Consider the following 15,039-nt stretch of genomic DNA (forward strand, 5'->3'; position numbering starts at 1 on the left):
GATGAGTTATATGGAATCTTTAACCCAATATGTTGGTCATTTCGTTGACCAGCTTTATCAAAGTGGTGTGCGTGATGTTGTTATTTCTCCAGGATCACGCTCAACACCGTTATCTCTCACCTTTGCGGAGTACAATCAATTTAATATTTGGGTAGATATAGATGAACGCTCTGCAGGATTTTTTGCAGCAGGGATCGCTAAGCAAACTAAGAAAGCTGTCGTGCTAGTCTGTTCTTCTGGTACGGCTGCTGCTAATTATTATCCGGCCATTATTGAAGCTGCCTATAGTCGCATTCCGTTAATTGTCCTGACAGCAGATCGCCCACATGAATTACGTGATGTTGGTGCACCACAAGCCATTGATCAAATTAAGCTCTATGGAGACTATGTGAAATGGTTTCACGAAATGGCTTTGCCAGAAGCAACGCCAAACATATTGCAATATGCACGAAATCATGCAGATCGAGCAGTACATACTTCGCAATATCAAGTGAAAGGACCAGTTCATTTAAATTTTCCTTTTCGTGAACCACTTATTCCCGACTTCAGTTTAGATGATGTTTGGGGGAATGGTGCTATCCTTACACAGCATTTTCCATTTGAAGGGACACAGATGTCTGGCTCTGTGTTAAAAGATATCGAGCAGCAATTGCATGGGAGAAAACGTGGAATCATTATTTGTGGCCCACATGACTATCTCGATCTTGCGGATGAAATATTAAACTTAGCGGAAAAATGGCAATTACCTCTATTTGCTGATCCACTTTCGTCTTTAAGGCATTTGGATGGAGAAAATGTAGTGGTAGAAAGCTATGACAGTATCTTGAAATCGAACAAAGTAAGAGAACTCGTCCGTGTAGATTTTATCGTTCGTTTTGGTGCAATGCCTGTTTCGAAGCCTATTTTACAACTTTTGCAGGAAAATGATATCGAGCAATTTATTATCGATGAAGATGTAACATTTCGAAACCCATCGATCAAGAGTGCACATTATATATTTGGAAAACCAGCAGACATTGCCAAACAATTAGCAAGTCTTTCACTATCATTAGATCGTGACTGGCTATTAATGTGGCAACAATTAAATGAGTCAGCAAAAAAAGTACTGATTCAAGAGCAACAAGCTTTAACGGAAGGTTTGGCAGTTCGTGGCATCCAAACGGTTATCCCTGATGAAAGTATTTTATTTGTTGGGAATAGTATGCCGATTCGAGATGTGGACACATTCTGGTTGGCGACAGATAAAACGATAAATATTCATGCGAATCGTGGCGCCAATGGTATTGATGGTGTTCTATCAACGGCACTAGGCATGGCGACGAGTGGAAAGCGTGTTACGTTATTGATCGGCGATATTTCCTTTTTGCATAGCATCAATGGTTTATTACTAACAAAAAATTATCAACTCGATTTGACTATTGTGTTAATTAACAATCAAGGTGGAGGAATTTTTTCTTTTCTACCACAAGCGAAAGAAGAAAGTCCTCATTATGAAATGTTATTTGGAACACCACAATCTGTTGAATTTGAAAAGGTAGCAGCGGTTTATGATATTGATTTCACTTCGGTAGAGGAGTGGTCAGCTTACTTACATGCGCTTGAAAACAGCTATCGACAGCAAGGTGTGTCGCTAATCGAAGTAAAAACAGATCGAAATGAAAATGTGAATTGGCACCAACAAAAATGGCAGTTTATCGAAAAGCATACTCTTACTATTTTAGAGGAGTATCGGAATGTATATTGATAACTATTGGGTAGAACGCTATGGTAATGGTCAGCCTGTTGTGTTATTACATGGTTTTACCGGTTCTTCACAAACGTGGCAATCACTGCGTCCTTTTTTTCCTAATCAACAGTTGATCGTCATTGATTTGCCTGGGCACGGTCATACAACGGCTAAAGTGAAGTCAATGGATGACTGTTGTAAGGACCTTTACCGTGTTTTTAGTGAAATGGGGCTTGAGCTGTTTGATGTCGTCGGCTATTCGATGGGAGGAAGAACAGCTTTATCATTTGCCTGTAAATATCCTGAAATGGTAAGAACATTGACGCTAGAAAGTGCATCACCAGGTTTAGCTACCAAAGCTGAGCGAGACGCAAGACAACTTAAAGACCAAGAGCTTGCTGATTATATTTCCAACCACTCTCTTGAAGCATTTGTGAATAAATGGGAGAATATACCGCTATTTGCTTCCCAAAAACAATTGCCTTTTGAAATAAGAGAAAAAATTCGCCATGAGCGCTTATCGCAAGCAAAAGAAGGTTTAGTACATTCTTTATTAATGATGGGGACCGGAATGATGCCCCCGCTATGGAACCAACTTGATCAATTGCAAATGCCTGTATTATTAATGGTCGGCGAGTGGGACCAGAAGTTTGTTGAGATCAATAAAAAAATGGATAAATGGATGCCAAATAGCCGTTTAGAAATTATTAAGTATGTTGGACATGCAATTCATGTGGAACAAATAAAAATTTTTGGTACAATATTAGAGGAATTTATTTTAGAGGAGGGTCATTCAAATGACAGTAGAATGGGTAAGTGAACGTACTTATGAAGATATTTTATATGAAACATACAATGGCATTGCCAAAATTACTATTAATCGCCCAGAGGTACGAAACGCATTTCGGCCACAAACGGTGAACGAATTAATTGACGCTTTTACATATGCACGTGATGATTCCAAAGTAGGTGTAATCGTGCTAGCAGGCGCAGGAGACAAAGCATTTTGTTCCGGAGGAGACCAAAAAGTTCGCGGCCATGGCGGTTATGTTGGCGAAGACGAGATTCCACGTCTTAATGTTCTAGACTTACAACGCTTAATCCGTGTCATTCCAAAACCGGTTGTAGCGATGGTTTCGGGCTATGCGATTGGTGGCGGTCATGTGCTACATGTTGTATGTGACTTAACAATTGCTGCAGACAACGCAATTTTCGGACAAACAGGACCAAAGGTAGGAAGTTTTGATGCGGGTTATGGTGCAGGTTTATTAGCACGTATTGTAGGTCATAAGAAAGCTCGCGAAATTTGGTACTTATGCCGTCAATATAATGCACAAGAAGCACTGGATATGGGCTTAGTTAACACAGTAGTACCACTCGAGAAGTTAGAAGAAGAAACCATTCAATGGTGTGAAGAAATGTTGGAGAAATCACCAACTGCACTTCGCTTCCTAAAAGCATCGTTCAACGCAGATACAGATGGACTAGCTGGTCTGCAACAAATGGGTGGAGATGCGACATTGCTTTACTATACAACAGACGAAGCAAAAGAAGGCCGTGATGCGTTCAAAGAAAAACGTAAACCGGACTTCAAACAATTCCCGCGTTTTCCATAAGAAGTACAATAGTGGAGAGCGCCCGGAGCTGGTTGTGGCTCCACATCGTTCTAAAAGTTACAACCCTATATTTCCTAAAAGAACAAAAGTGGCCAATACATACGTGTTGGCCAGTTCTTTTTCATAATAAAATAGGAAATGTAATGCATGTGCACAAAATACATGTACTACGAAGTAACGTAGATGTCACTGGAAGCGCCGATCTGTTCCGAGGAAAAAGGCTTCTCTTCCAGGGAAAAGATCCTCTCTTCCGAGGATAAACGACTATATCCAGGGAAGAGAAGGGTATATCCCTGGAACAGCAAAGGATATCCAGGGAAGGGAAAGAGGTATCCTCGGAACAGAAGGAGATATCCCCGGACGAGAAGCCCTGTTCATTTTGCAACTAAGCTATTTCGCAGTATGTATCTTATATGAATCAGAACAGTGCATGATGGATTGCACTCGTTTTTTAGAATTAAAAAAAGGTGTGAGAAAGAATGGAACATTGGTTGACGAAACGAGCTTATTTAACACCAGACAACATTGCGATCGAGTTAAGTAGTGGCGAGGCGCTGACGTTTGCTCAATTATATGAGAGAGCGCATGCGCTTGCTTCCAAAATCTATACGGTTCACCAAAATGGCCATATCGCTATGTTATCAAACAATTCTATCGATATGGTGGTAGCTTTTTGGGCATGTACATATTTGAATGTTCCAGTGGTTTTTCTTAATACGCGATTAACTACTAGAGAATGGGAGGCCCAATGTGAAGATGCTGATGTCAAAGCTGTTATTTACGCTGATCAGTACAGGGAGAGCGTTCAAACGTTAGCTTTACCGGCTTACTCTTTTTCTGATATTCATACTTTTCGACCTGCAGAGTGTACTCTATCGCATAATGTCGATCTTGATTCAGTTTGTTCCATGATGTTTACTTCTGGGACAACAGGAAGGGCAAAGCCTGTGATCCACACGTATCAAAACCATTGGTCCAGTGCAGTAGCGTCTGCTTTAAATCTAGGGTTGATGCCACATGATAAATGGCTTGCATGTCTCCCGTTATTCCATATCGGCGGCTTATCGATTTTATTCAAAAGTGTGATATATGGTATGCCAGTTTATTTACTAGAACGGTTTGATGAAGAAAAGGTGCACGATGCGATAATGGAGCAAGATGTTACCATTATATCCGTTGTAGCGGTAACTTGTTCCCGGTTATTAGACAGGTTAGCAGATGATTATTATCCAAGCTCTTTTCGTTGTATGTTGCTAGGGGGTGGACCGGCACCAAAACCTTTATTAGAAAAGGCGAAAGATAAAAATGTACCGATCGTGCAAACATATGGTATGACGGAGACATCTTCCCAGGTAGTGACATTGAGCGAAGCTGATGCATTACGGAAACTAGGTTCTGCCGGAAAGCCACTTTTCTCAGCCTCCTTGCAAATTCACGCTAATAATAAGACAGCGAAGCCTAACGAAGTGGGGGAAATTGTCGTAAAGGGCCCGATGGTAACATCCGGTTATTATCATCGAGAAAAAGCTAACAAAGAAGCTTTTCGAAATGGCTGGTTTCACACTGGTGACTTAGGTTATGTAGATGAAGAAGGGTTCCTCTTTGTAGTTGATCGCCGAAGTGATTTAATCATTTCCGGTGGTGAAAATATCTATCCAGCCGAGGTAGAAGAAGTACTCTTATCATTTGAAGGTGTGCAAGAAGCAGGAGTAACGGCGATAGAAGATAGTAAGTGGGGGCAAGTCCCTGTTGCTTATGTAGTAGCAGATGAACCAGTGACGGCTGAACAATTGCTAGTACACTGTCGAGCAAGACTCGCTTCTTTTAAAGTGCCAAAGCAAATCTTTTTCCGTGATCACCTGCCACGCAATGCCACGAATAAACTGCAGCGTCATTTATTGAAGAGTTGATAGTAAAGTGATCGAAGTTGATAGTAACAAAAAGGACAGCATTGCTCCAACTGCTGTCCTTTTTTCTATGCATAATGTCCCCCAATTTTCTTGCTTCGTTCTCGGGTAATACCCGCTTCGGTATAGCTTGTTGCACGTAAAATAGCAGTTGATCCATATTTGGCGCGAATGGTATCCATCACATAACCGACATCTTTCTTTTTCGGTTGATCCTCAAATAAATTCAACTGTGTTTCTATATCATCATACAAGTTGTTCAATGAAACAGTGACACGGCGAATTTTACTATGCTGATTATAAAATTCGTGAAATAATTGTAAGCATACATGATAGATATCCATCGTCACATTGGTGGGTAAGTGAAGGGAACGTGAGCGATGGAAACCTCCACTGTTATCGGCATAGCCAATGCCTAAATGAATCGTTCTTCCTGCTCTGCGGTGTGTACGAGCACGTCTGCATACTTCCTCACATAAATCGAGCATACATATTAATGTCTCTTCTGCAGTATAATCACGTAATAAGGTGATACCGTGTCCAAAGCCTTTTTGTTCCTCTTTTTTTCCAAAAGAATCATAAACAGGACTTAAATCAACTCCCCACGCATGCCAATATAATTGCTCTCCAATGACACCGAATCGTTTTTTGAGTCGGTCTAAGCGATAATTAGCCAATTGGCCTAAATAAACAATTCCCATCCGATTCAAATGTGTTGTCAGTTGTTTTCCAATCCCCCATATTTTTTCAATCGGAACTGGCCATAATAAACGCTCGACATCTCGATAACGACATGTAGCAATGCCGGTCTTTTTTGCATAGAGATCCATGACTACCTTTGCCAAAAATTTATTATCGCCAATTCCGATTGCACAGGTTAATCCCATTGTGTCATATATTTCGTCCTTAATCATTTGAGCAACATGGTGAGCGTCCCCGTATAAATCTTCTAATCCATCGACAGTAATCCACATTTCATCAACGGAATAGGGATGGATTGCTTCTTTGGGAACATAATGATGCAACAATTTGGTGATTTGCATTGAAATGTTAACGTAATCGCCCATTTTTGCCTCGACAACATAGATAGCAGGATCTTTAGGTAATTCAAAATAGCGACTTACATTTTTAACCCCATGCCGTTGCTTTAAGGCAGGGGAAGCAGCAAGAATAATACTGCCAGATCGATTTTTATCCCCAACAACTGCAAGCATGGTTGTCATCGGATCCAGTCCGCGTTTAACACATTCAATGCTTGCGTAAAAAGATCGCATATCGATGCAAAGCACATTATGTTTAGGGAAAGAGCTATAATCCATTGTTCAACACCTCTAACGAACATTCGTTCTGTTTTTAGTATAGCCTATGCGTCTAAAAAATAATAGTGTTAAAATATAGTAATTACTCTAAGGATACTAGTGGAGAAAGAGTTAAAGATCATTCAGGAATCAAGCTTCCTTTTTTAATGTGATCATTTTATGAATTTTTTTATATAAGTATTGGCTTGAGCAAGGCGCCATTAAGGCAAGGTTACCATAATGTAAGAATTGTGAATTCAGAGAAAAGATTGAAAACGATTCTCAAACTCATTGACTTAATTGCCAAAAGCTAATAAACTAGAGACAGAGTAAAAGTTTGAATCGAAGATATTAAAAAGCCCGAACAGTGTGAATAAGGGAGAGGTTCAGCATGGAAACATTAGTAACAAAGGATTTGACGCTTGGATATGGCGATGAAATTATTATAGATGAATTGGATATTACCATCCCTAAAGGAGAAATAACCGTCTTTATTGGCGGTAATGGTTGTGGCAAATCAACATTATTACGTTCATTAGCTCGGTTGTTAAAGCCGAAACAAGGCGATGTTGTTTTAAATGGAGAAGACATTGCAAAGGTTCCAACAAAGGAAGTTGCAAAACAGTTAGCTATTTTGCCACAAAGTCCTATTAGTCCAGAAGGATTAACAGTAGAAGATCTAGTCAAACAGGGAAGGCATCCATATAAAACGATGTTTAAGCGTTGGTCTGAAGAAGACGAAAAGGCTGTTGTAGAGGCTTTAGATGCGACCAATATGACAGACTTGAAGGACCGTTCTGTTGATTCCTTATCAGGTGGTCAGCGTCAGCGTGCATGGATTGCGATGACACTTGCTCAAGGAACAGATACCATATTATTAGATGAGCCTACTACTTATTTAGATATGACACATCAAATTGAAATACTTGATTTGCTCTTTGAATTAAATGAGCGTCGGAAGAGCACGATTGTCATGGTATTACATGACTTGAACTTGGCTTGTCGTTATGCACATCACATTGTTGCCATTAAAGATAAGCAAGTATATGCGCAAGGAAAACCAGAAGAAATCGTTAACTGTAGTTTGGTACATGATGTATTTCAAATGAAAGCTGATGTAATGTATGACCCGATGTTCGGTACACCAATGTGTATTCCACATGGTCGTGGCCGTTGTCTTATTAAAGAGGTTGTCGAAGAATCGAAACAACAACAAATACAATCTGTAGGTAGTTAAGAAAAAGCCCTGTGTTCTAACGAGAATGCAGGGCTTTTTTCTATCTATATACATAGGATCCGCATGTTTCTGATCATTTTACATACAATACCTGTGAAGAGGTGAATAAACATGGAAAAGAAAACATACTACGTTAATATAGCTTCACAGGAAATCTCACAAATCCCATATGGTAATAATGCAGAATACACCATTCAAGCAACAGACGAAGAAGTTTTTCTACTAAGGGAAAAATTTAATGAAATACATGAAGATGATATCGGTACCTTTGTACGTGCACATATTCCTTTTGTTCAGTATCACCAAGATCCGGAAAATGATGATTATGATACGGATTTACAAGACGCTATGCAGATGATCTATCAATTAGCCACACCCCAAACAAAACAAGCAATGGACGAGTCTGGGATCAGTCCGAAAAATGAAAATAATTGAAACAAATCAGTAGGCCAATACGTCTAATTATATAAATAGATGTTTACAATAAATAATAAAAGGAATAGATATATAAAAGGGCACGAGGAGGGAGAAACCATGAAAAAAATCATCACGATCATAACATTTGTAGTCCTTTTTGCATTTGCGATTATCACGATCAATCAACCAGACACACAAACATTTGCAAAGCAAAATCACGAATATGCACACAAAACCGCTGGACTCAAACAAGTACATGTTGACAATATCAAGCAAGCAGCTGAGACGAATGAGATAACACATGAAGAAATTGTGAAGCTAACAGATACATTCATGGACCTATTAGTACAGGAAATTGATGATCATTATAAAGTAGTAAGATTCGATACAAAAAAGGATTTGCTAAATGCTTTTGAGCCCTATGTTGTAAAAGATGCCGTAAAACCTTATATTGATTACTATTATGAAGAGAAAGAAGATGGATTATATATCGTACCAACAGAAACCCCACCATGGTTCGAAAAAGATGAAGACTACGAAAAAGAATCAAAAGATAACAAAGTAATTATTACACAATCCAACGAAAACGAGTTATATGGGGCTTACACGATAGAAATTGTATTTGAAAAAATAGATGGTACATGGAAAATAGCAAACATTAGCCATGAGTAAAAATAAAAGGTAGTATAGAGGTATGAAAACTTTTTATGATTACTATAATAACAAAATACAATTATCATTCGAAGATCAGCCATTTGATTCAGACCCGAAGCATGTCTGGGTAATTTGCCGTTTCGAAAAGAAGTGGCTGTTAACAAAGCATAAAAATCGCGGGCTAGAATTTCCAGGTGGCAAAGTAGAGCAAAATGAAACGCCAAAACAAGCAGCAATAAGAGAAGTATTAGAGGAGACAGGAGGCGAAGTAGATCAAATTAAGTATATTGGACAATATTTTGTATCAGGAAAGAGAGAAAAGCTGGCGAAAAATATCTACTTTGCAATGGTAAAGAAATTAAAAGAACAAGATTCTTATTATGAAACAGAAGGGCCAGTTTTATTAGAAAAGCTTCCTGAAAATATTAAATCCAATGAAAACTATAGTTTTATTATGAAAGATGATGTTTTATCCTATAGTTTAGACTATATCGAAAAAATAATGGAATTAACGTATAGCTGATTGCTAGCTATACGTTTTTAATATTCACAGTATATCGCTAATCGGTTGACTTCATTACCTGAATTCGATACGATATATGCTATAACTATGAAAAAGATATCTCTAGGCTTACACCAAAAAAGTCTAGAGTCCTATATCGTTTTAATAACCAAGTATTTTTATAGGATTAATAAGTTAATTTTGTCGATTTTATAATTAACTTGACTCGTGCATTTTCAAAGGAAAAGTTGTATAGTTGAAGATGTAGATTTTTTATAACATACATTCTTTAATTAGACTTTTATCACGGCGCTAACCGTCCGTCAAGCACAGTGGGTGATAACGGACGCTAACTCCCTGATAAGTTTCGCTAACCATCAGTTGGGATGAAGAAACCCGGCTAATGGAAGTCCAACTTTATATAAAAGTGAATGATGAAAGTCTTGGTGTAAACTAAGAAGGAGGAAACAAAAAAATGGCGAAAAATAGACGCTTATTTACGTCAGAATCGGTTACAGAAGGTCATCCCGATAAAATTTGTGACCAGATCTCAGATGCAATATTAGATGAAATTTTATCAAAAGATCCAAATGCTAGGGTAGCTTGTGAAACAACAGTAACAACTGGATTGATATTAGTTTCTGGTGAAATAACTACATCCACGTATGTGGATATTCCAAAAATTGTTCGTAATACGATTAAAGAAATAGGGTATACAAGAGCGAAGTATGGCTTTGATGCTGAAACTTGTGGTGTATTAACTGCTATTGATGAACAATCAGCTGATATTGCTGGTGGTGTTGACCAGGCACTTGAAGCACGAGAAGGTCAGATGACAGATAATGAAATCGAAGCAATTGGTGCTGGAGATCAAGGTCTTATGTTTGGTTATGCCAATAATGAGACACCGGAATTAATGCCGCTACCAATCAGCTTGGCACACCGCTTAGCGAAACAATTATCAGATGTTCGAAAAAATAAAACACTAGACTATCTGCGTCCCGATGGTAAAACACAAGTAACTGTAGAATACGATGAGGATAACAAACCACAACGTATTGATACTATTGTTATTTCAACACAACATCATCAAGACATTACACTAGAGCAAATCCAAAAGGATATTAAAGAACATGTTATTAACCCTGTCGTACCAGCTGAACTATTAGATGAGGATACGAAATATTTTATTAACCCAACTGGCCGTTTTGTTATTGGAGGTCCTCAAGGGGATGCTGGTTTAACAGGCCGAAAAATTATCGTTGATACGTATGGTGGTTATGCTCGTCATGGCGGCGGAGCTTTCAGTGGTAAAGATGCGACAAAAGTTGACCGGTCAGCTGCATACGCTGCTCGTTATGTAGCGAAAAATATTGTGGCTGCTGGATTAGCAGAAAATTGTGAAGTACAATTAGCATATGCGATTGGTGTAGCACAGCCTGTATCTATTTCAATTAATACTTTTGGTTCTGGAAAGTATTCGGAAGAAGAATTGGTTGCAGCGGTACGGGAAAACTTCGATCTTCGACCAGCTGGCATTATTAAAATGTTAGATTTAAGGAGACCAATATACCGAAATACAGCTGCCTACGGTCACTTTGGACGTACAGATGGAGATTTCCCATGGGAAAATACAGACAAAGTAGACGTGCTAAAGTCATTCTTGTCCAAAGCGTAAATAGATATATAATGAACAAAGGCCAAGTACAATTAATAGTATTTGGTCTTTTTTGTATATAAGACCATGTGTGAAAATGAGCCCCCAGCCTATTTTGTCCGTTGCCGAACGGTTACTCTGCGTTTTTCTAATAGAAAAGAAAAATATGTGTAACACTAGGTATAAATTAATCGTCAAATAAGTGAATTAAAATTTATGGGAAAGAAGGAAACAGGATGTGCGGTTTTATTGGACTATTAAAAGCAGAACCAAAATGGTTAGATTCTATAGAACGAAATGAATTTGAAAACCGTAGTAATATTATTCAACATAGAGGACCTGATGATGAAGGATACTATGAAGATGAGCATATTATATTTGGTTTTAGAAGGTTAAGTATTATTGATGTTGAAAGTGGACAACAACCATTCACTTATCATGACGATCGCTATTGCATGGTATTCAATGGCGAAATATATAATTACCTGGAATTGAAAGCAGCACTAGAGAAACAAGGAATGACTTTTTCGACAGAATCTGATACAGAAGTGGTTATTGCCATGTTTTCACAAAAAGGTGTTGATACATTTCATGAACTCCGAGGCATGTTTGCATTATTAATTTGGGATAAAGAAGAGCAATGTCTATATGGGGCTAGAGATATGTTCGGTATCAAACCGTTTTATTATAAAGAGTCGGAAGAGGGGGTATATTTTGCTTCTGAAAAGAAAAGTTTACTTACAGAATCAGAGCAAATAGATCAAGAAGCATTCCAACATTATTTCACCTATCAATATGTACCTGAGCCAATGTCAATGAATGAAGATATAAGTAAGTTAGAGTCGGGGAGTTATTTTATAAAAGAAAAAGATAGGCAATTAGTAAGCTATCGTTATTTCCAACCAGATTTTAAAGTGAAACATTATGAAAATAGGGATTGGATAGAACGAATTCAGACTGCTTTAGATCAATCTGTTGCGCTGCATATGCGTAGCGATGTTCCGGTAGGTTCTTTTTTGTCTGGTGGTATCGATTCTTCATTTATCGTTGCCTTAGCCAAAAGATACCATCCGAATATAAAAACCTTTTCGGTTGGATTTGAACAAAACGGTTATTCTGAAATCGATGTTGCCCAAGAGACAGCGGATCGATTAGGAGTAGAAAACTATGCTTACACTATTTCACCAGAGGAGTATGTAGCTAAATTACCTAAGATTATTTGGCATTTGGATGATCCATTGGCAGATCCGGCTTGTGTCCCTTTATATTTTGTTGCTAGAGAAGCAAAGAAACATGTAACGGTAGTGTTATCAGGGGAAGGAGCGGACGAATTATTTGGAGGTTACAATATATACCGTGAGCCTGAATCACTACGAGTCTTTGAATCGATTCCTACAACAGCAAAAGATTTACTAGCACGCGTTGCCGATGTGCTACCAGAAGGTGTTAAAGGAAAGAGCTTCTTAGCGAGAGGTACAACTCCAATAAGGCAACGGTATATTGGAAATGCCAAAATGTTTGAAGAGGAAGAGAAGCAAAGGTTGTTAAGGAATTATCGGAAAGAATACTACTATCAAAAGGTAACAGCTCCACTTTATGATCAAATCGAACAAGAGCATCCAGTACATCAAATGCAATATATTGATATGCAAACTTGGTTACAAGGTGATATTTTACTGAAAGCAGATAAAATGACAATGGCACATGGACTGGAATTACGCGTTCCATTTTTAGATAAAGAAGTATTTAACGTTGCTAGAGAGATACCAGTATCCAAGAAAATAGCAAATGGTACCACGAAACATATTTTACGTGAAGCCGCAAGTGGCATAGTCCCTGACCATGTATTGAATCGTAAGAAGTTAGGTTTTCCTGTTCCCATTCGTCACTGGTTAAAGAATGAGTTATATGAATGGGCAATAAATCTTATCCAAGAGAGTGCAACAGATCATTTGCTAGAAAAACATGTTATTTTTAATTTGCTTGAACAACACGGTAAAGGTAAAAAAGATAATAGTAGAAAACTATGGACTGTTTTCATGTTTATGTTATGGCACCAAATTTATATCGAGAAAAGGTTTGATATTTCAGAATTACAGGAAGAGGATAAAACAGAAAGCAAGCTTGTTCATGTATAATGAGCAAGCTTGTGTTTTCTGTATCAGAGCTCCAAATCTGATGGCTGAGTCTTTTTATAGATTTGGCCCTTTTTCACATAATCTTCTTGAATGCGTTCCATTTCTTCAACGTCTTCTTTTGTTAATTCCCGAACTACTTTAGCAGGACTGCCAAAAGCAAGTGTACGTGGTGGAATTTTTTTGCCGGGAGGTACTAAACTACCTGCACCAACAAATGCTCCTTCTCCAATCTCTGCTCCATCTAAAATGATCGATCCCATGCCGACTAACGCATGTTTACGAACCACAGCAGAATGTAAAGTAACTTGATGTCCAACTGTAACTTGATCTTCTACGATCAAGGGCATGTCCGGACTCTGATGGAGTAAGGATAAATCCTGAATATTGGAATAGGAACCGATTTTAACCGGTGCGACATCACCGCGAATCACTGTTTTAAACCAAATGCTGGAATATGCTCCGATTTCAACATCTCCTGTAATGACACAATCTGGTGCAACGTAAGCAGTTTGGTCAATCGAAGGTGTTTTTCCTTTATAACCATATAACATGTATGATAACCTCCTAGTATCTAGTTAAATATATGATATCATATTGATATAGAAGTAATAACAGTAAAGTGAGGGAAAAAAGTTGTCTACAAACGTCCCAACAAATGCACCAATCTTAATGAAAAATGTCTATCAAAAAATATTTCCACAAGTAAAAAGTGAATTGAGTTATTGGTCAAAGCGTGCCAAAGAAATACCTAATGAAGAACTTCGCACACAAGCTTTAGCTAGTATTAAGGATAAAAAATTCCACTGTCAGGGTGGCAGTGTATACAGCTTATTAGCTGGAGATATGTGGCGCGAGGCAATTCGATTTATTGTTGCCTATCAAACGATTAGTGATTATTTAGATAATTTATGTGATCGGAGTACGTCACTTGATCCAACCGATTTCCGTATGCTCCACCAATCCATGGAGGATGCATTATCACCGGGAAACGAAATTAAAAACTATTATCAATATCGTGAGGAACAAGCAGATGGTGATTATTTAGTTGATCTGGTCCAAACTTGTCAACAAGTACTACTTAAGATTCGTCATTACTCCATTTTTCAATCCCAGATGGTTCAATTAGAATCACTATACAGTGACTTGCAAGTACATAAACATGTCGTTCATAATGAGCGTATTCCACGGTTAGAAAGTTGGTTTCAGCAACACCAACAAAGATGGCCAATGTTAAGCTGGTATGAGTTTTCCGCTTGTACAGGTTCTACGCTAGGGATTTTTTGTATGGTTTCATACGGACTAAACGATCAAATGACAGAAGAATTGGCAGAAAAAATATTTGATAGTTATTTTCCTTTCTTACAAGGCTTACATATTATGTTGGATTATTTTATTGATCAACAGGAAGATGAGGAGGAAGGAGACTTAAACTTCTGTAATTACTATCAAACTCCACAGGAATTAGAACAACGTCTTGTCTATTTTGTAGAACAGACCAATTACCATGTTCAAACTTTACCGGACCGCGCTTTTCACGAAATGATCCAGCACGGCTTAGTCGGTCTTTATTTAGCGGACCCCAAAGTGAAAAAGATGAAACAGTTTGAAACGATTGTCAAACGCTTAATTCGAGTAAGTGGGCGTAAGTCTCAATTCTTTCATTGGAATATTAAAATATACAATCGATTGGCAGGAAGAAATTAACCTGAGTAGATTAGCAGTCCGCTCAGGTTGTCTGTTATTTGGTTTCACATAGTTTTTTACTTGTAAAGACCAATTAATTTATTGTGTAACTTATCAATTTAAAAAACGACATATTATATAAAGTGAGACGGCACTGATCATTAGTAAAACTTATCAGATTGGTGTCTGCTATCTCTCATACTT

General features: G+C 38.1%; 13 protein-coding genes. 11 read left to right on the plus strand and 2 right to left on the minus strand.

What is annotated here, in order from left to right; genetic code table 11:
• The first annotated feature begins 1 nt into the window (after position 1).
• The 4 genes from menD (at position 2) to GHT08_RS02290 (ending at position 5,252) form a co-directional block, all read left to right on the plus strand.
• A complete protein-coding gene (gene menD / locus GHT08_RS02275) occupies positions 2-1,744 on the plus strand; it encodes a 2-succinyl-5-enolpyruvyl-6-hydroxy-3-cyclohexene-1-carboxylic-acid synthase (RefSeq protein WP_163579424.1) in 1,743 nt (580 codons plus the stop codon).
• Complete coding sequence (gene menH / locus GHT08_RS02280; RefSeq protein WP_163579426.1) at positions 1,734-2,546, plus strand: 2-succinyl-6-hydroxy-2,4-cyclohexadiene-1-carboxylate synthase; 813 nt, start codon at positions 1,734-1,736, stop codon at positions 2,544-2,546. The genes menD and menH overlap by 11 nt, the downstream gene beginning before the upstream one ends.
• Positions 2,524-3,342 carry a 1,4-dihydroxy-2-naphthoyl-CoA synthase gene (menB, locus tag GHT08_RS02285; protein WP_163579428.1) on the plus strand — a complete coding sequence of 273 codons (819 nt, stop codon included), beginning with the start codon at positions 2,524-2,526 and terminating at the stop codon, positions 3,340-3,342. Before menH ends, menB begins: the two co-directional genes overlap by 23 nt.
• A 479-nt stretch (positions 3,343-3,821) precedes the next feature.
• The gene (locus tag GHT08_RS02290) at positions 3,822-5,252 is read left to right on the plus strand and encodes an o-succinylbenzoate--CoA ligase (protein WP_163579430.1); all 1,431 of its coding nucleotides are present in this window, start codon (positions 3,822-3,824) and stop codon (positions 5,250-5,252) included.
• Positions 5,253-5,317: 65 nt separating this feature from the next.
• Here GHT08_RS02290 and GHT08_RS02295 read toward each other — a convergent pair whose 3' ends face one another.
• A complete protein-coding gene (locus GHT08_RS02295; RefSeq protein ID WP_163579433.1) occupies positions 5,318-6,568 on the minus strand; it encodes a DNA polymerase IV in 1,251 nt (416 codons plus the stop codon).
• A gap of 370 nt (positions 6,569-6,938) precedes the next feature.
• Between GHT08_RS02295 and GHT08_RS02300 the strand changes: the two genes are divergently transcribed.
• The 6 genes from GHT08_RS02300 to asnB all read left to right on the plus strand — a co-directional run bounded on the left by GHT08_RS02300 (position 6,939) and on the right by asnB (position 13,152).
• On the plus strand, positions 6,939-7,784 hold the full coding sequence (locus GHT08_RS02300; protein ID WP_163579434.1) for an ABC transporter ATP-binding protein: 846 nt from the start codon (positions 6,939-6,941) through the stop codon (positions 7,782-7,784).
• A 111-nt stretch (positions 7,785-7,895) separates the two neighbouring features.
• Complete coding sequence (locus GHT08_RS02305) at positions 7,896-8,219, plus strand: hydrolase (RefSeq protein ID WP_163579436.1); 324 nt, start codon at positions 7,896-7,898, stop codon at positions 8,217-8,219.
• A gap of 99 nt (positions 8,220-8,318) precedes the next feature.
• Positions 8,319-8,873: a hypothetical protein gene (locus GHT08_RS02310; RefSeq protein WP_163579438.1), complete on the plus strand. Its 555-nt coding sequence runs from the start codon at positions 8,319-8,321 to the stop codon at positions 8,871-8,873.
• A gap of 22 nt (positions 8,874-8,895) precedes the next feature.
• Positions 8,896-9,378: an RNA deprotection pyrophosphohydrolase gene (gene ytkD, locus GHT08_RS02315; protein ID WP_163579439.1), complete on the plus strand. Its 483-nt coding sequence runs from the start codon at positions 8,896-8,898 to the stop codon at positions 9,376-9,378.
• 454 nt (positions 9,379-9,832) lie between these two features.
• Complete coding sequence (metK, locus tag GHT08_RS02320) at positions 9,833-11,035, plus strand: methionine adenosyltransferase (RefSeq protein WP_163579441.1); 1,203 nt, start codon at positions 9,833-9,835, stop codon at positions 11,033-11,035.
• Positions 11,036-11,250: 215 nt separating this feature from the next.
• Positions 11,251-13,152, plus strand: coding sequence for an asparagine synthase (glutamine-hydrolyzing) (gene asnB / locus GHT08_RS02325; RefSeq protein ID WP_163579443.1), 1,902 nt, complete (start codon positions 11,251-11,253; stop codon positions 13,150-13,152).
• A gap of 23 nt (positions 13,153-13,175) precedes the next feature.
• Here asnB and GHT08_RS02330 read toward each other — a convergent pair whose 3' ends face one another.
• The gene (locus GHT08_RS02330; RefSeq protein ID WP_163579445.1) at positions 13,176-13,703 is read right to left on the minus strand and encodes a gamma carbonic anhydrase; all 528 of its coding nucleotides are present in this window, start codon (positions 13,701-13,703) and stop codon (positions 13,176-13,178) included.
• An 82-nt stretch (positions 13,704-13,785) separates the two neighbouring features.
• On the opposite strand from GHT08_RS02330, the gene GHT08_RS02335 reads away from it, so the two are divergent.
• The gene (locus GHT08_RS02335; protein WP_272953873.1) at positions 13,786-14,856 is read left to right on the plus strand and encodes a tetraprenyl-beta-curcumene synthase family protein; all 1,071 of its coding nucleotides are present in this window, start codon (positions 13,786-13,788) and stop codon (positions 14,854-14,856) included.
• The last annotated feature ends 183 nt before the right edge of the window (positions 14,857-15,039 follow it).

It is taken from the genome of Gracilibacillus saliphilus (genome assembly GCF_010994085.1).
Classification (GTDB): domain Bacteria; phylum Bacillota; class Bacilli; order Bacillales; family Amphibacillaceae; genus Gracilibacillus; species Gracilibacillus lacisalsi.